A 17730-nucleotide genomic window follows, 5' to 3' on the forward strand; every position below is an offset into this window, starting at 1 on the left:
CCCTATCCCTTAGACGATGCGGGATCGCTCGGAGCGCTCTGGCTCTGCCGCGCAAGCATAGCGGCTGGAACCTTCGCGTCCGAGTCACGCAGGTAGAGGGCGCGGGTGTCGGTGCTAAGATTTTTTACGCCCAAGCGCGCGGCGGCGCGCACGAGGTCGCTTGCGTTGGGGTGCAGCTGCGATAACTCGGGAGAAATTTGCACTCCCAACTGTTCCAGCTGTTCGCGGTAAAGCTCGGCACCGTAACCGTAGGCACGGTAACCTGCGGTATTCTGTCCAGAAACGCTGCCGGGTGCAGGCGTACTTTCGCTTGCGGGTGCCACCTGCGGACCGGTTTTTATCGTGTATCCGTTCTCGGTGACGGTGAAGATCGCGGAGTAGATTTCGCGGCGGCGCGCATCGGAGGCTACCAGAATATCGGTCTTCTGCGCGGCTTTGCCCTGGAAATCCTGAACGAATGCTCGTTCTGCCAAGGCTGTTAGACTCATAAGTCCATAGACAGGTTTGTTCCAGGCAAATCCAAGAGTTCGGGCGGTGACGATTCCGGCGCGCAGCCCGGTGAAAGGGCCCGGCCCGGTTCCGGTGAGAATCGCATCCACGTTCCGCCCATTTACCTGTGCTTCGTCGAGTACCTGGGATACGAAGGGCGACATCACTTCGGCGTGTGAACGTGTATCGGCGCTTTCGCGGGCAGCGAGAATAGTTGCGGTCGAACCGGGATTTTCGCCGTCGAGGCGCGCCAAAGCCACGGATGCGGTGGCTGATGAATCTAGAGCAAGTATGAGCACCCTATCATTCTAACGTGCTGCCGTATACCCGTTATTGTGACGGGTTCTCGCTTCATAAATGCCCCAAGGCAAGCTCATGAGGTGCGCTTCCGTTCACTTCCGGAAACTCTTAGAACAGGTTACTCGACGCCGAGTTTGAGCATGGCGGCTTCAAGACTTCGATACGCTTCGCCTTCCCATCGTGGGCCGTAAGCGGTAATGCGCAGCAGCCGCGGTTCTGAGGCATCAGCGCTCTCCTCCTCACGATCGTCAAGCGCATCCCAGTCGAATTCCCCCTCCCCTGTGGGCGAGTAATTCTCGGCGGCGTAGGCGATGGAGGCGTCCGCGCCGGTGAGTCGCGTGAAGTCTAGTTCCAGGCGGGAATCGCTCAGATGCTCGGCTTTACCGCGTCCCCATTCGATGACGGTCACGGATTTTTCCAGCGAGAATTCTAGATCGAGGTCGTCTAATTCTTCGGCGCTAGAGAGCCGGTATGCGTCCACGTGCACGAGATCGGGCCCGCCTGGGCGGGTGCCGTCCAGTAGATTAGGATGCACCCGCGAGAGCACAAAAGTTGGCGAAATAACACCTTCACGTACTCCAAGCCCCTCGCCTAGGGCGCGGGTGAAGGTGGTCTTCCCGGCACCAAGCTCTCCCGAGAGCAAGAGCAGGTCCCCAGCGATGAGCAACGGCGCAAGCGCATGGGCCGCCGCGCGTGTATGCGCAAGATCGGCAAGATCAACTTCTAAAACGGGATGTGCGTGCATGGGCTTCTTTCCGGGGAACGGTACGGGTTAAACAGGGGTGCGAAGACTCGACCTCATATATCGATTAGACGGTTTCCGGTGTCTGTTCCTCGTCGAGACCGAAGAGGGATCCCAGAGCGTGCAGACCATCTACTTCGCGTTCCACCCAGGCGCCACCGCGGTAGATGCGTATCACGCGCGGGGAAATACGAGTCACAATCTCGTAGTTAATGGTCTGCGCTGCAGCGGCCCATTCTTCAACGGGAGGGTTATCTCCCGAGCCGAAAAGCACGGCAGAACCACCGAGAACACCGCGCGCAGGATCGGCGAGTCCGGGCTCTTCCAGATCAACTACAAACTGGTCCATAGCAATCCTACCCACGGCACGGTACGTGCGCGGTTCCACGGGGTTCGCGGCATCAGCTCGCGGGTAAATACGCACCGGAGCCCCATCAGCGATGCGCGGCACGCCATCGGCGTATCCGAGTGGAATAAGGGCCAGCGTGGTGGGCTTATCGGTGCTGTACCGCAACCCGTATGAGACCCCCTGCCCGGCGGGTACCTCTTTGACATTGCACACATGGGTTCCCAGGGTCATAACGGGTCGCAGATTAAGGTCTTTGGAGCTCACACCCGCGAGCGGGGACAGACCGTAAAGGGCGATTCCGCAGCGTACTGCATCGGCGAGAACCGCCTCGTTCGTGTTATACCGGGGGCTCGCACCGGTGATCGTTCCCGGGGAGTTCGCCAGGTGAACAAGCTCGGGGGTAAGACCCGCACTGCGGGCAACGGTCACAAATTCATTGAGTCGGGCGATCTGCCGTGCGGTCTCGGGGCGTTCGGGTTCATCGGCAACCGCCAGATGCGAGAAAATGCCCTCAATGCGCACCAGCCCTGCGGCTTCAAGTTCAAGGGCGCGCGCCACTAGCGCGGGCCAATCCTCAAAGGTAGAACCGTTACGCCCAAGCCCCGTGTCTACTTTCAGATGTACACGAGCACGCTTCTTGGTGCGATTAGCGGCTTCTGCTATTGCTTCTAAGTCCCAGCCGGAGGCACCCAGGATAATATCTGCTTCGAGTGCTTCGTCGAAGTCCGTCTGCGGGGTGTGCAGCCAAGCTATAATCGGGGCGGTAATACCCTCTGAGCGCAATTCCAGGGCTTCGGTCACATGCACAACACCCAGAATATCTGCACCGGCTTCGAGTACTGACCGTGCCACGGGGTAGGCGCCGTGACCGTAGGCATCCGCTTTCACCACGGCAATGAGTTTACGTTCACCGATCATATCTTTGAGCACGCGCGTATTGTGCTCAAGAGCATTAAGGTCGATGATAGCGGTTCGCTCCGCCTCACCGGGCTGCAGGTTCGGGGTGTAGAGGGGACGTGTGGGAACAGTCATTTCTATATACCTCCGGTACTCGGTGAACGCGGGGAGCGTCTAGTTACACTCATTCTAGCCCGTCTTTTCATGTATTTTCGCTCTTCTTATCCCGATTTAGGGAGCGTTCATCAACAGTTCATGTTCTTACTGTGCGAATGCGCCCCTTCGATGCCGTCGAGGCTTACACGTTCACCCTTAGACTCACTCAGCTTGCAGAACGCGCTGTCTCATAAAACCGCGCGTTAGACTAGGAAGGTGAAGATTCCCGAGAGCTCGCAGTCCCGCTTGCCCCAGCCTGTTGTGCATGTCTATTCTCTGCATACCGATCCTTTTGCGCAGCCCGGTCGCGGCGATGCCGGGGGCATGAACGTTTATATTGCGCGTTCGATTGCGGCTATGCTGGCGGCAGACGATACTTTGCGCGTCGAGGTTTTCACACTTCTTACCGATCCCGATTGTGAGCATGCAAAACCCAGCGTGCAGGTTCCAGCTCTTCTCAATTCGTATCGTGATCGGGTGCGGGTGCATCAGGTATTGATTCCGCAGGCTTTAGGTGCCCGTAAAAATCAGCTTGCCGAGTTTACAGCCGAATTTGCGGCGCAATGCGTCTCATTAGCGTGCTGGCATCCGCAGGTTATTCATGCACATTATTGGCTTTCGGGCGTTGCTGCGCTGGGGGCTGCCCAAACTTATGCTGCCGAAGGAACGGCTGTTCCCGTAGTATTTACCCCTCATACGACTGCCGCTGCGAAGGATGCGCGCCGCTCCCCCGACGAGCCCGAAGAACCACACGCACGTTATGAAAGCGAGCATCGAGTTCTTGAACATGCCGCTTTGACGATCGTCAATACTTCTCTTGAAGGGCAGCAGCTGCAGGACTACTATGGGGCAGATCCCGCACGCATGCGTGTGATTGCGCCGGGGGTTGATACCGGTATTTTTCACCCACTGCCGGGGGTGCACGCCGAACATGAGGGTTCGGATACGCACGCTCGGGTGGTTTTTGCTGGGCGTCCTCAGCCGTTAAAGGGACCCCATATTTTGGTAGAGGCCCTTGCGCTTCTTCCCGCGGATCTGCATGTTGAACTGGATATTATCGGCAAGTCTTCTTCCGGGTACGAATTAGATCTTCTTGCCCGTGCCCGCGATTTAGGCATCGCCGATCGGGTGCATCTGCGCAGTCCGGTTCCTGCCGATATTCTTGCCGATATTTTTCGCCGCGCCGATATTGTGGCTTCTCCTTCCTCGTCTGAATCTTTTGGGCTCGTGGCTTTGGAGGCGCAGGCTTCGGGGGCTGCGGTACTTGCCACCGATGCAGATGGGCTGCGTTTCGCTATCGAGAACCATAAAACGGGGTTGCTTGTGGCGCCACGCACCCCGCAGCGTTGGGCAGTTGCGATCGAGCGGCTGGTGCGTGCCCCACGTCTGCGCTTAACACTGGGGGCGAATGCGGCAGCTCGTGCACTTTCTTTCAGTTGGGAAGCGACCGCCCGAAAAACCTTGTGCGTCTATTCCGAGGCGATAACCGGTCGTCATTTAGCACAAGAGCGGACCGAGGGCTCCGCATAGTTCTTTACTTTACGAATGCTCTGCTCACTCAAAAACCTGTAGAACGCACCACAGCACGGTCTCGAAAGTTGTTCAAGCGGCTACACTTGACGTATGAGTTTTGCAATGACGCGCGACGAGTTTGCCGCTTATCTTGATTCTGCCCGCATCACGGGTGATATTGCTACACCGCGCGAGAATAACCTTTCGCATATTCAAGGGTTTCTCGATCATAATGAGCACCTCGAGTTCGGGGTTACATGGTCGAAGGATTGGACCTATGACGAAGTTTTTGAGGTCATGGTACGCCGTGCTGGTCTGAACCCTGACCGTTCGCATGTCCAGGGGCAAGATACGATTGGTGCCGCCCAGTGCATTGATGCTCTCGAAGAGTATGCCCGTATTTTTGGCGATGCGGTGCGCGCCCACCAAAAGATCCTGTTCGCCACCGGTCACCCTGCCGGACTTTTCCCCATTTATGCTGAGCTGGCGCGCATCGCCGAACGCGCCGGAGCCACGGTGCTGCGTATTGAGCAGGGCGAGCGGTTCTTGGATGGCGATATTCGCCAGATCATGGGTGTGGTGATGTTTGAGCAGTACGGGAATCTGCAGCATACGCATTTCCCGGGGCCGATGCGCATCGCCCTCGCCCAGCTTCGTGAGCGCGGTGAGATACCCGATCTTGTGGTTTCCGATCACGGGATGGCGGGGTATGCGGCATCGCAACAGAAGCTGCTGACGCTCGGTATTGCCGACTGTAACGACCCGGGATTGTTTATTGCCGCAGAGCAGGGTGATTTACCGGTGTGTGTTCCGATGGATGATAATGTTCCGCCGAATCGTTACGAACCGCTGATTGATTTTTTGGTGAATCGCGCCTCATTGAAACAATTTCGGTAAAACTTTTAGGCTATAGTTTTTTATTCTTTCAAGGTATTTTATTAGTTTACGGGTATTGAAGCTCTCTGACTAGGATATTTATTAAAGCTATTTACAAAAGTAAACATCCACAATAGCCTTTAATAATCGTGTCTTCAGCACCTTTATAGCACATTAAGGTGATTGAATTCACTCTTTATCCTTGAAGTTTAGACCACCATTCAGAAGGACTGAACTCCTGGTTTAACCGTAAAATATAAGGACTGAGTAGTTTTGAAGAACTATCGTGAGAATCAGTTAAAGGCCAGGTTTCTCTTCCGGACTACCTCGGGGCCTCAAATCTGGTTCTCGTTCTCTCTACTTCTCGCTCACACACTGCACACATCATTCATCTGTATTCCGACTGACCACCGGGCTGCGGGTCTCAAACTCGAGCATTCCGCGCATACGCCGATATGCGCGCTCACCACGACCGGGGAAGATAACTTCATTGAAAGCAAAAGAAAGACTCAAAAAAGTTTGGGGCACCACATATGTCGCCAAACGTGAGTGGCATCCACAGGTTTTGAAATCTCTTTACCTGGGCGACTTGATTGCCATTGCCATCTCTATTTTTGCTGCGCACTTTATTCGCTTCGGCTTCGTAAACGCGGATTTACCACCTGTGAATGTCTGGCCGCTTAACCTGCTCGATCCTTCCGTCGCACCCATCGACTATATCTTCCTCGATATCGGCATGATCATAATCTGGTGGCTGACTCTGCAAGTCAACGGCTCACGGAATATTCGCGTTCTAGGAATGGGAACCGACGAATACCGTATGGTCACACGCGGCAGCACTTACTTTTTCTGCACACTCGTGATAGTGGCGTTCTTTCTCAAAATCGACCTGACCCGCATGTACCTGCTCATCGCCTACCCGTTGGGTTTAGGACTCATCATGATAGAGCGATGGCTACTACGCCAAAGACTAGTACAGAAACGTTTGCAAGGGTATTCGCTAACCCGCGTCATGATTATTTCCGACGTTCCCACCGGTAAACATCTGTATAAGAGCCTCTCCGGCGCCGTCGCATCGGGGCTTTCACCAGCTGCGTTTTACCTGCCGGGAATCTACGCCGGTACCACGATTGCAGATGTCGATCTGCCCATTCTGGGTTACTCCACGAACCCTGACGATATTATGCAGGCCGTGCAGGAAAACAATATTCAGATGGTCGCCATCTCGAACGGACATCAGCTGACCCCGGAACAGATGCGGATGCTCGGCTGGCGTCTCGCGGATGCGCATATCGCCCTTATTATGGCTCCCGCAACCACCGATATTGCAGGGCCTCGCATGCATATTCAGCCGCTCAACGGGCTACCGCTTGTGCATGTTTCTACCCCGCATATCACGGGTATTGCCGCGCTGGCAAAACGCGCCCTGGATGTGCTCGCCTCCGGACTGGGACTTCTCGTGCTTTCCCCTGTTTTCTTGGTGGTGGGTATCCTTATCAGACGCGACGGCGGACCTGCATTCTTCTTCCAAGAGCGCGTAGGAATGAACGGCGATGTTTTTCGCATGGTCAAATTCCGGTCGATGCGCACCGACGCCGAAGAGATAAAAGCACAGCTTATGGAACAGAACGAAGGCAACGGGGTGCTCTTTAAGATGGTGAATGACCCACGCATCACCCCAATCGGCCGGTTTATTCGCAAGTTCTCCATTGATGAGCTACCGCAGCTCTGGAATGTTTTTATTGGCGACATGTCCCTGGTGGGCCCTCGGCCCCCGCTGGCGGAAGAGGTAGACCTATATGAGGATATTATGTACCGCCGCCTGCTCGTCAAACCCGGGATTACCGGGCTCTGGCAGGTCTCTGGCAGAAGCGATCTCTCCTGGGATGAATCGGTACGTCTTGACCTGTACTACGTCGAAAACTGGTCTATGACAACCGACTTTATTATCCTGCTGCGCACGGTACGAGCAGTCTTCGCCAAGGAAGGCGCCTACTAATTTTCGTGCCCGACTATGCCAAGGTCGGTATAGTCCAATACAGCGGTGGGGCGTGACATGATGTCGCGCCCCACCATACTATGTGTCTCGTTCAGGTTTTAATCGTCGAGAACGGCTTTCTCATCAAGAAGTCCCGCAATCGCCTGCGGTAAATACGCGGCCACTCGGCTGGGAGGAACCGGCCCTTTGCGTCCTTCCAACGATGCCAGCGCCGCACGATTATGCAGGTAAACCGCCAGTGCCGCAATACTTGCATACGTGCATCCCTCGACCTGCTCATGACGTTCCTGCGCAACCGCCATATATTGTGCCAAGAGAGCACCCAGAATACCGGTGAGGGTATCGCCGCTTCCGGCGGTAGCAAGCCACCCGGTAGCCCCGTGCACGCTATAGGTGGCACCCACGGGGGCGGCGATAAGCGTCGTCGAGCCCTTAAGCATCACAGTTGCACCGCTGAGCTCGCATGCGGCACGGACCCACCGGAACGGCTCGGCGTTAATATCTTCCCAGCTGGGCACGAGAGCGCCGTCAAGCATTTCTTCCCAACGCTGCGGCGAATGCTCATGAATGCGCCGCAGAAAACGTTCCAATTCTCCCGCATGCGGAGTCAGAATTTTATGTTCGCCTAGGCTGTGCCCCGCCATTAAATAATCTGCGGCAAGGTCTACTGCACCAGCATCCAGAATTGCAGGTTCAGGGGCATTGAGCAGGTACCTGTTATGGTCCAGAGTTTCGGGACCGGTACCGCTGCCACCAGCCCAGGCGTGCACATGCTCGTGGGCGGGAGGTCCTGTGAAACACACCGTTTCCGGGTTTTGCCCAAGCATGAGAGTGCGCAAGGTATCATCTTTCCCATTGAAACGCACCATCCCCACCCCGGTATTGAGGGCAGCACGCACACTCATCAGGGCAGCACCGGGATAATCGCGACTTCCCGTGAGCATACCAAGCACACCGCGATTGTACTTATGTGAGAATACCGAAGGCTTTTCGAGCAGATCCCGATAGTCCTCACGTTCCATAACGCGCAGCATCGGCTTATACCCCTTGAGAGCTTCGGGAACCCCTAAATCGTAGAGTTTAATAGTTCCGCAGTGCTCCGCAATATGGGTTCCTGCCGGTAGTTTACGCCCAATAAACGTGACCGTTCGCGCAGCCGCGAGTGAGGGTTCGTGCAGGGTGCCGCGTTCACTATCGAGCCCGGTCGGGGCATCACAAGCGAGCACTGGGGGTAATTTACCGTCCATCTGCACGGCACGGAGTTTAGCCAGGTACTCCCCCGCTTCCCCACGTGCTGCTCCCTTCGCGCCGGTTCCCAAAATACCATCGATAATCAGGGAGTAGGAGGCAATATCGCGCAGACTTTGGGCGGTGTCAAGCACGCGGGTTCCTTCACCGCTTTCGCGGGCGAGCAGCTCCAGGTTATTACCGGTTGGGTCGAAGAGAACGGCCTCAATGCGGTACCCCTGCTGATGCAGCCGGGTGCCTGCATACACGGTATCCGCACCGTTATTCCCCGGCCCAACCAATAAGAGGATGCGCGTATACTGGCTGTGCTGCCCCGCATCAGCAAGCATATCGTGAGCTTCGGCGGCGAGCGCATCCGCCGCGCGCTGCATCAAATACCCGTCGTAGTCCGGTGCCTCAAGGTAAGGACGTTCAGCGTTGCGAATTTGTGTACCCGTGTAGACGAGCTTCATAACTCCTCCTGATCAAATGCTCGCGTCGATGCGGCAGGGGCTAGTCGGTGGGGTCTTCGGCGAGAACCGTCATACTGTAGCTTTCAGGATCGAACCTTTTCAGATGGGCAAGCTCTGTAGCGCTCAGATATTCCGCCGTGGCGATGGCAACGGCTACGGGTTCATCATGGGTTAGGCTCAGGTGCAGACGATTGATGCCGAGGGTACGGGCACGTTCGGCGATCGTTCCCGTAAGAATCAGGTATGGCTGCCCACTCTCGCTGCTGGCGACTTCGCAATCTTGCCAGTTGAGCCCATCGGGTGCCCCTAAGACTTTGGCGACCGCTTCTTTGGCGGCAAAACGTACGGCTTGAGAACGGATATTACGAGTGCGCTCATTCGGTGTGAATACCCTGCGCACAAAAGCTGGTGTTTCGGTGACGATTCGTTCAAAGCGCTCAATGTTGACGGTATCTACGCCGATTCCGATAATCATTTTTCGCCTTTCCTGCCAAAATGCGAGTTTTGTTTTAAGTTTAGCGAGGTTGGTACAGGGAAGACAGCACAGCGAACAATGTTAACACATCATGAAACTTCCTCAGCCTCGCACTGTGGTGCGGGTTAACGAGGCGTGGACGGTGCCGTCCCCTGAAGGGTAACGACACCGCCCACGCGAACGCATATGCGGGATAAGGATTACTCCACGGTCACCGACTTGGCGAGGTTACGGGGCTGGTCAACGTCCAGTCCTTTCGCTTCAGCAAGTGCGCACGCGAAAATCTGCAGCGGCACGGTGGCAAGCAAAGGCTGCAGCAGAGAAGGCGCGGCAGGAACGGTGATCAGACGATCCGCATATTCCTTGACAGCCTCATCGCCCTCTTCGGCAATGACAATGGTGAAGGCGCCGCGAGCGCGCACCTCCTGAATATTGGAAACAACCTTGCCGTGCAAAGATTCACGCCCGTGTGCGGAGGGCACAATGATGATAACGGGCTGACCCTCTTCGATCAGGGCGATAGGACCGTGCTTCAGCTCGCCGGCGGCAAAACCTTCGGCGTGGATGTAGCTAATCTCTTTGAGTTTAAGCGCGCCTTCAAGGGCAACAGGGAACCCAACGTGGCGACCTAGGAAGATCACCGAAGAGGTATCTTTCATCTCGGCGCCAAGTTCTTTCACAAGGGTATCGTTGTCGATAACCTTCTGGATCTTAGCGGGCATCTTCTGCAACTCACCGAGGATGGCAGAGATTTCATCCTTGTACTTGTTGCCGCGAAGCTGCGCAAGATACAGACCCAGCAGATATGCTGCAGTAATCTGCGCCAGAAACGCCTTGGTAGATGCGACCGCAATCTCGGGACCAGCGTGGGTGTACAGCGCCGCATCGGATTCACGCGGCAGGGTTGAACCGTGGGTGTTGCAGATGGATATGACCTTAGCGCCCTGCTCGCGGGCGTGACGCACCGCCATGAGGGTATCCATGGTCTCACCGGACTGCGAAAGAGCCACAATCAGGGTCTTCTCGTTCACGATGGGGTCGCGGTATCGGAACTCATGGGCAAGCTCGACCTCGGTGGGGATACGGCACCAGTGCTCGATAGCGTAGCGTGCAACCTGACCCGCGTACGCTGCGGTACCGCAGGCCACCACGATGATCTTATCGATCGAGCGCAGCACGGAATCATCAATATTAAGCTCGTCCAGAACGAGGTTACCTTTTTCATCCATGCGTCCCATGAGGGTCTGCTCAACAGCGGTGGGCTGCTCGTGGATTTCCTTCTCCATGAACGAGTTGTAGCCGCCCTTTTCCGCCGCTGCGGCATCCCATTCGATGTGGAAGGGCTTGCCTTCGGCGGGGTTGCCCGCAAAATCAATAATGGAATAGTCAGTACCGGTGATGGTGACAATCTGGTCCTGCCCCATCTCTACGGCTTCTTTGGTGTGGTCGATAAACGCCGAAACGTCGGATCCTAAGAAATTCTCGTTCTCTCCCAGTCCAATCACCAGCGGAGAGTTGCGGCGGGTTGCCACCACACGGTCAGGGTGGTCTGCGTGAACCGCAAGAATCGTGAAAGCACCTTCCATACGGTTTGATGCTTCACGCACAGCCTCGGTCAGGTCTTTAGTACCCAGTTTGTTATAGATACTTGCGATAAGTGCCGCAGCTACCTCGGTATCGGTCTGAGACTGAAACCCCACCCCTTCGGCAAGCAGCTCGGCGCGTAGCTCGGCGAAGTTCTCAATAATACCGTTGTGCACAACCGCTAGACGACCGTGATCGACCACGTGCGGATGCGCGTTATTATCGGTGGGGCCACCGTGGGTAGCCCAACGGGTATGGCCAATACCAATCTGTGATTCGGTGAGCGGCGCGTCCTCGACCTCATGTTCTAGGTTGATAAGTTTGCCCGCCTTCTTGCGGAATTCGATGCCGTCAGGGCATACGAGCGCAACACCGGCCGAGTCATAGCCGCGGTACTCCTGGCGGCGCAGACCTTCAATGACCACTTTGTATGCATCGTGGTCGAATTTATTACCGTCCGGAGCTGCGTCCAGACCTACATATCCTACAATTCCACACATAGCTCAAGTTTATCTTATTCACGCCCCAGGGCAGCTAACCCGGCGCCCTTTACACCTGTGGGCAGAATAACCCCTAGTCAAAAGGCATTTCTTTCAAGGTATAGCCCCAGCCTTTGTGCATTCTTAACCTAAAGGATGCCACGCCTTGTTCGCATCTGACGCGCAAAATTCGTACACTTAGGGGAATGAGCTCCTCAAATTTTTCTGCCGCCAGCTCGCGTTTTGTCGAGCTGGAACGCTCACGATGGTCGCGTCTAGCGACTGAAATTTCGGTACCCCTCAGCGAAGAGGAACTCGAAGCGCTCCGCGGCTTAGGAGAACCGGTAGACTTCGATGAGGTGCGCCAGATCTATTTGCCAATCTCCCGACTTTTAAATCTGTATGTCAACGCGGCATCCTCACTCAACCACATGACGAATGACTTCCTTCAGGCATCCCACCGGCGAGTTCCCTTTATTATCGGTGTAGCCGGGTCCGTAGCGGTCGGCAAATCGACGACGGCACGCCTGCTTCAGGCACTCCTGAGGCGCTGGCCCTCAACCCCGAAGGTTCAGCTTGTCACCACCGATGGTTTTCTGTACCCAAATGCTGAGTTACAACGCCGCGGCATTATGCACCGCAAAGGCTTTCCCGAATCATACGACAGGCGGGCACTGCTGCAATTTGTCTCCGATATAAAATCGGGGGTCCCTGTGGTCAGAGCTCCCAAATACTCGCATCTGTACTATGACATTCTTCCCGATGAACAGATTGAGGTCACGACCCCTGATGTGCTGATTCTTGAGGGACTTAACGTACTCGCTCCTGCTGGCACTGAAGGCCCCGAAACCTCAGACCTGACGCTCAGTGACTTTTTTGATTTCTCCATCTACGTCGATGCAAATACCAAAGATATTCAGCGATGGTACGTTAACCGGTTCCTCACCCTGCGCTCCTCCGCGTTCACGAACCCGGATTCTTACTTTAAGCGCTATGCTGAGTTAAGCGATGCCCAAGCGATTGAGCTTGCCACCGGTATCTGGAAAACCGTCAACGAGCCTAACCTCGTACAGAACGTTCTTCCTACTCGCGCTCGCGCGCACCTGATCTTGCAGAAAGGTTCCGACCATAAGGTGGCGCAGGTTCTCTTGCGCAAAAATTAGCGCATTGCCGTTGACATATTCCAGAATAAAGACCAGTTTCCCAAGGAGGTTCCCTATGGGTACATCAGTTTTTTCACGCCGAGCGCTGCTGACTGCAGCCTCTGCAGCATCTGGGTCTTGGGTCTTGTCTGCATGCGGCTCTCAGGAACCTCAGACTAGCGGGAATACATCAGCTACTGCTTCCACTACACCAAGCGCGACAGGCACGACTTCCCCGGCAAGTGTGTCATCTTCACCCACCGCCACCCCGAAGGTTACGAAGAGTTCCACCCCATCGAACCCTACGATAAAACCTAGTGCGTCCCCGACGGCAAACGAGAAAATCCCAGAGACGAAACCGTCTGAAAAAGCTACCCCAGAGATTACGGCCTCAGAGTCTTCACAGCCCAAAGACCAGAAGTCACAACCAGAAGGCGGCCCTACAGAAGAACCTTCCGCGCCCGAGAGCAAAAAACCTGCTGAGCACACATCGGTCGAGTCGCACCCGGAATCGTTACGGTGCATCGTCAATAAAACTCGCCCATTCTCACCGCAAGATTGGGCCCCGCAGGATTTGGTGCCGTTTTATGGGCAGCAGTTACGTGCTGAGGCGGCTGCGGCGGCACAGTCCATGATGGATGCGGCAGCACGGGATGGGGTAACCCTCACGGTCAGTAGCGCTTACCGTTCCTTCGCGGCGCAGAAACAGACCTACCAGCATTGGGTGAAGGTTAACGGGCAGAAGACCGCAGATACGCTTTCTGCACGACCCGGATATTCGGAGCATCAGACCGGGCTGGCTATCGATTTCGGTTCCCCCGAAGGGTGCCTTCTACAAGAATGCTACCAAGATACTCGTGCAGGTCAATGGTTGGCGAAAAACGCTCCCGACTTTGGTTTTATCCTGCGTTTCCCGAAGAACCAGCAGCATGTGACGGGCTATATCTTTGAGCCCTGGCATTACCGTTATTTAGGTGTTGGTCTGACTCAGGAGTATCGAGCATCCGGAGCAAAGACTTTGGAGGAGTTTTTTGGCACCGGTGCGGCACCGGATTATCTTGGGTAGACTCAGCTACCTCTCATAGGTTTATCAACAGCTTACACCCTAACTGTTCTTTAGACAGGGTTCTAAAACCACAGAAACAAATATCTAAAATCAACCTTTAAAGATTGATATACGATGTGATAGTGAAGAAAGTCACTTTATTTGGAACGGTTTTTGTTGGTTTTCCCTGAAAATTTGCTGGGAAACACGATACCCTGGGTACATGCTTAAAGGTTTTAAAGATTTCTTGATTCGTGGCAACGTTATCGACCTTGCAGTCGGTATCATCATGGGTACTGCGTTCACCGCAGTTGTGACTGCACTGGTTCAGTCGGTGCTCATGCCCGCAATTTCCATGCTCTTCCAGTTTCCGAACTTTGATTCTTTCCTCGTCTTCGGTCAGATTAAAATCGGTGTCTTTCTGACCGCTGTCGTAAACTTCCTGCTTATTGCGGCTGCCGTGTACTTCGCCGTTGTTCTTCCAGTTCAAAAGCTCAACGAAAGGGTTACCCGCAACAAGGTTGAAGAAATAGAAGAAACTGAACTTACTCTTCTCAAGGAAATCCGCGATTCCCTCGCTAAGAAGTAATCTACGGATCACTCCGATTCAAACATAACTAGTCATTCAACAAAAGCCGTGGGGCGCATCCGATTTTGGATGTGCCCCACGGTATTTTTCAACTCGAATAAATCTGCCGATATGAGCTGAACCTGCGCTATAAACAAAATGCGTATCGTTGGCGAAATATTTCTATTCCGCCAACGATACGCATCACAATTTTCTAGAAAGCTTGTAAGACTAGAGAGCCAGTTCTTTCGCCACCACATCCGCAAGATGCTGAGCAACAGAATCGGCTTGCTCCTGCGTAGCGGCCTCAACCATAACGCGTACCAGCGGTTCGGTTCCAGAAGCACGCAGAAGAACACGCCCGCTCTCCCCCAGCCCCTTCTCAGCATCGGCCACAGCAGCATTTAGAGCAGCATTGGTTGAAACTCCGGCACGATCTACGCCCTTCACGTTGATCAAACGCTGCGGGGTGGGTTGCATCCGTGAGGCCAGCACAGAAAGTTTCTCTCCGCTACGCGCCACCTCAGCGGCAAGCTGAATCCCGGTGAGCACACCGTCACCCGTGGTCGCATAGTCACTCATAATCACATGCCCGGACTGCTCACCGCCTAGGTTATACCCGTGCTCACGCATCTCTTCGAGTACATAACGATCTCCCACGGCGGTGCGCACCAGCGAAATGCCATGCTCACGCAGATAGAGTTCAAGCCCTAGGCTGCTCATCACGGTTGCCACCAGAGTGTTCTGGCTCAGGTGCCCAGCACGATGCGCCGCCAAGGCAAGAATAGCCATAATCTGATCGCCGTCTACCAGGTTCCCCTGCTCATCAACTGCCTGACATCGGTCGGAGTCACCATCGTGTGCAATCCCCAAGGTTGCGCCGTGTTCAACGACGGCAGCTTGAAGGGACTGTGGATGCGTAGAACCTACGCCATCGTTGATATTGGTGCCGTTCGGTTCAGCAGCAAGCGCTATAACCTCGGCTCCTAGCCGGGTGAAGGCCGCAGGAGAAGCTGCATAAGCCGCACCATTTGCGCAGTCCAGCACAACCTTAAGACCTGCGAGAGGCTTCTCGTCTTCTAGCGTGGAAACTAGGTGCTTAACGTATGCCTCGGTACCGTTCTCTAGGGCGCAGATAGAGCCGACCTCACCCCCGGTAGGGTACCTAAAGTTCTTTTCCCGGTACACGCGCTCAATGGCATCTTCGGTGGCGTCTTCAAGCTTTTGTCCACCACGCGCCAAGAATTTAATGCCGTTATCGGCGGCGGGGTTATGCGATGCTGAGATCATCACACCAAAGTCTGCATCCGTGTAAGCCACTAAGTAGGCGGCGGCCGGAGTGGGGACGATTCCCGCGTCCAACACGTCCACACCAGCGCTGGTAAACCCGGCTTTCATGGCAGAGACAATAAAATCTGCGGATGCGCGTGAATCGTTAGCGATTACGGCGCGGGGGCGGGTGCCTTCGGCGACCTGCTCGTGTCCAAGTACAAGGGCGGCTGCCTGCGCGAGCTCAAGAGCGAGTGCCGGAGTGATAATCTCATTCGCGAGGCCGCGCACGCCATCAGTTCCAAAAAGTCGTTCAGTCACCTTACTATCTTACGCCGGAACCGCCCCCGCTTTGGTAGGCAGGGGCGGTTCTTAGTTATTTTCTTAGCAGGTTTATTGAATAAACCAACCAAAAGTTTTATTTATTGGATGACAGGGAAACCTTCGGGGTCACTGCCGCCTTCTTCTTCAAAAACATCCGTTGCAGAACGTACAATCAAAGGATCGCAAGTTCCCACGACTTCACGGTCTTTTGAGGTGTACTCGAACTGTGAGAGCACGTAACGCATGGCTTCCAGACGAGCACGCTTCTTATCATTTGACTTGATAACGGTCCACGGAGCATCGCCGGTATGGGTGTAGAAGAACATGGCTTCTTTCGCAGCAGTGTAATCATCCCACTTATCGAGCGAAGCTAGGTCAGTAGGTGATAGCTTCCACTGACGAACAGGATCGGTGCGGCGTGAGGTAAAGCGTGCCAGCTGCTCCTGCTTGGTGACTGAGAACCAGAACTTAATGAGCTTAATGCCCGAGTTCACGAGCATACGCTCCAGGTCGGGTACTTCGCGCATAAACTCGAAGTACTGGGCCTGCGTGCAATAGCCCATCACACGCTCAACCCCGGCGCGGTTGTACCAGGAACGGTCCATCATGACGATCTCGCCACCAGAGGGTAAGTGCTTGATATAGCGCTGGAAATACCACTGAGTCTGTTCAATATCGGTTGGCTTTTCAAGAGCCACCACGCGAGCCCCACGGGGGTTCAGGTGTTCCGTAAAGCGTTTGATGGAACCACCCTTACCCGCAGCATCGCGTCCCTCAAAAATAATGAGGATTTTCTGCCCGGTCGATTTTGCCCATAGCTGGAGCTTCAGAAGCTCAATCTGCAATGCGCGTTTTTCTTTTTCGTATGCTTTACGACCGAGTTTTTCATCGTAGGGGTAGCCAATCTTCCAGGCATCGCTCCTTGAGCTTTTCTTATTTCCGCTCAGAGCATGGGTGAGAGATGCCATTTCATCCAGTTCTGCCGCATAGTCTTCAACCACCGAGGTGCGACGAACTTGAGGCTTGAGAGCTTCTTTAATCGCGTGCTTTTTCTCTGATACAGCTGGATCTGCAACATCGGAAGACTGAGGAGCGGTTTCGGGTACGGTGCTCTCGACCTGCTCCGTTGCGGGCTGAAGGTTCTTTTCTGTCATGAATTCTCTTTCCGTTCGTGTCTGCTTTGACACTTTAACTGTACCGAGAGTGAGAATGAGTGACAAATGTAACAGTTATCGCAACCTTATGCAGGTAAACCCCTTATAACGCACAAAGCCCCCGCGCTTCTTTGGGAAGTGCGGGGGCTTTGTGCAGCAGAACCAGCGATTAACGCTTGGAGAACTGCGAAGCCTTGCGTGCTTTCTTGAGACCGGCCTTCTTACGCTCGATAACACGTGCGTCGCGAGTCAAGAAGCCTGCCTTCTTCAGCGCGGGACGATTGTTCTCACGATCAATCTCGTTGAGGGCACGAGCGATACCGAGGCGCAGCGCGCCTGCCTGACCGGAGGGACCACCACCGCTGATGCGTGCAATCACATCGTAAGCACCTTCAAGTTCCAGGATCTTGAACGGCTGGTTCACATCCTGCTGATGCAATTTATTGGGGAAGTAGCTATCCAGGCTACGGCCGTTAATGGTCCAGTTACCGGAACCGGGAACCACGCGAACACGTGCCACTGCTTCCTTACGACGACCGACTGCAGCACCTGCAACAGTCAGTGCCGGACGGCTTGTCTGTGCAGCCGCCGCGACGGGGGCTGCGGATTCCGAGGTGTAGCTAGTGAGCTCTTCCTCGACTACGATCTGCTCTTCGTTCTGAGCCACGAT

Annotated in this window: 15 protein-coding genes; 6 read left to right on the forward strand and 9 right to left on the reverse strand. The window is 54.9% G+C overall.

What is annotated here, in order from left to right; all coding sequences use genetic code 11:
• Positions 1 to 2: 2 nt before the first annotated feature.
• From tsaB to alr, 3 genes are all read right to left on the reverse strand, one after another.
• Positions 3 to 788, reverse strand: a complete 786-nt coding sequence (gene tsaB / locus HMPREF3164_RS03770; RefSeq protein WP_070449009.1) for a tRNA (adenosine(37)-N6)-threonylcarbamoyltransferase complex dimerization subunit type 1 TsaB — start codon at positions 786 to 788, stop codon at positions 3 to 5.
• 119 nt (positions 789 to 907) lie between these two features.
• Positions 908 to 1534 carry a tRNA (adenosine(37)-N6)-threonylcarbamoyltransferase complex ATPase subunit type 1 TsaE gene (tsaE, locus tag HMPREF3164_RS03775; protein ID WP_070449011.1) on the reverse strand — a complete coding sequence of 209 codons (627 nt, stop codon included), beginning with the start codon at positions 1532 to 1534 and terminating at the stop codon, positions 908 to 910.
• Between the two features lie 64 nt (positions 1535 to 1598).
• Positions 1599 to 2912 (reverse strand): alanine racemase, encoded by a 1314-nt coding sequence (gene alr / locus HMPREF3164_RS03780; protein WP_070449013.1) that lies wholly within the window; start codon positions 2910 to 2912, stop codon positions 1599 to 1601.
• A gap of 237 nt (positions 2913 to 3149) precedes the next feature.
• Between alr and HMPREF3164_RS03785 the strand changes: the two genes are divergently transcribed.
• From HMPREF3164_RS03785 to HMPREF3164_RS03795, 3 genes are all read left to right on the forward strand, one after another.
• On the forward strand, positions 3150 to 4463 hold the full coding sequence (locus tag HMPREF3164_RS03785; protein ID WP_141744103.1) for a glycosyltransferase: 1314 nt from the start codon (positions 3150 to 3152) through the stop codon (positions 4461 to 4463).
• 93 nt (positions 4464 to 4556) lie between these two features.
• A complete protein-coding gene (locus HMPREF3164_RS03790; protein ID WP_048754752.1) occupies positions 4557 to 5342 on the forward strand; it encodes a phosphatase in 786 nt (261 codons plus the stop codon).
• A 469-nt stretch (positions 5343 to 5811) separates the two neighbouring features.
• Complete coding sequence (locus HMPREF3164_RS03795) at positions 5812 to 7320, forward strand: sugar transferase (RefSeq protein ID WP_037231129.1); 1509 nt, start codon at positions 5812 to 5814, stop codon at positions 7318 to 7320.
• Between the two features lie 98 nt (positions 7321 to 7418).
• On the opposite strand, the gene HMPREF3164_RS03800 is transcribed toward HMPREF3164_RS03795, so the two are convergent.
• From HMPREF3164_RS03800 to glmS, 3 genes are all read right to left on the reverse strand, one after another.
• Positions 7419 to 9020, reverse strand: a complete 1602-nt coding sequence (locus HMPREF3164_RS03800; RefSeq protein ID WP_070449016.1) for a bifunctional ADP-dependent NAD(P)H-hydrate dehydratase/NAD(P)H-hydrate epimerase — start codon at positions 9018 to 9020, stop codon at positions 7419 to 7421.
• A 40-nt stretch (positions 9021 to 9060) separates the two neighbouring features.
• Positions 9061 to 9495 carry a holo-ACP synthase gene (locus HMPREF3164_RS03805; protein ID WP_004005243.1) on the reverse strand — a complete coding sequence of 145 codons (435 nt, stop codon included), beginning with the start codon at positions 9493 to 9495 and terminating at the stop codon, positions 9061 to 9063.
• Positions 9496 to 9695: 200 nt separating this feature from the next.
• Positions 9696 to 11579 carry a glutamine--fructose-6-phosphate transaminase (isomerizing) gene (gene glmS / locus HMPREF3164_RS03810; RefSeq protein WP_048751174.1) on the reverse strand — a complete coding sequence of 628 codons (1884 nt, stop codon included), beginning with the start codon at positions 11577 to 11579 and terminating at the stop codon, positions 9696 to 9698.
• A gap of 185 nt (positions 11580 to 11764) precedes the next feature.
• On the opposite strand from glmS, the gene coaA reads away from it, so the two are divergent.
• From coaA to mscL, 3 genes are all read left to right on the forward strand, one after another.
• Entirely contained in the window at positions 11765 to 12721 is a 957-nt protein-coding gene (gene coaA, locus HMPREF3164_RS03815) for a type I pantothenate kinase (RefSeq protein WP_070449018.1), read from the forward strand.
• A 55-nt stretch (positions 12722 to 12776) separates the two neighbouring features.
• Positions 12777 to 13766: a D-alanyl-D-alanine carboxypeptidase family protein gene (locus HMPREF3164_RS11320; RefSeq protein WP_246822598.1), complete on the forward strand. Its 990-nt coding sequence runs from the start codon at positions 12777 to 12779 to the stop codon at positions 13764 to 13766.
• Positions 13767 to 13968: 202 nt separating this feature from the next.
• On the forward strand, positions 13969 to 14334 hold the full coding sequence (mscL, locus tag HMPREF3164_RS03830) for a large conductance mechanosensitive channel protein MscL (protein WP_070449021.1): 366 nt from the start codon (positions 13969 to 13971) through the stop codon (positions 14332 to 14334).
• A 210-nt stretch (positions 14335 to 14544) separates the two neighbouring features.
• Here the strand turns inward: mscL and glmM are convergent, their stop codons facing one another.
• The 3 genes from glmM to rpsI all read right to left on the reverse strand — a co-directional run bounded on the left by glmM (position 14545) and on the right by rpsI (position 17727).
• Entirely contained in the window at positions 14545 to 15903 is a 1359-nt protein-coding gene (glmM, locus tag HMPREF3164_RS03835; RefSeq protein WP_070449024.1) for a phosphoglucosamine mutase, read from the reverse strand.
• A 101-nt stretch (positions 15904 to 16004) separates the two neighbouring features.
• On the reverse strand, positions 16005 to 17060 hold the full coding sequence (gene ppk2 / locus HMPREF3164_RS03840) for a polyphosphate kinase 2 (protein ID WP_070449026.1): 1056 nt from the start codon (positions 17058 to 17060) through the stop codon (positions 16005 to 16007).
• Between the two features lie 169 nt (positions 17061 to 17229).
• On the reverse strand, positions 17230 to 17727 hold the full coding sequence (rpsI, locus tag HMPREF3164_RS03845; protein WP_004005250.1) for a 30S ribosomal protein S9: 498 nt from the start codon (positions 17725 to 17727) through the stop codon (positions 17230 to 17232).
• Positions 17728 to 17730 lie beyond the last annotated feature (3 nt).

Origin of the sequence: Rothia sp. HMSC08A08, from assembly GCF_001808385.1 — a bacterium.
GTDB classification, from domain to species: Bacteria; Actinomycetota; Actinomycetes; order Actinomycetales; family Micrococcaceae; genus Rothia; species Rothia dentocariosa.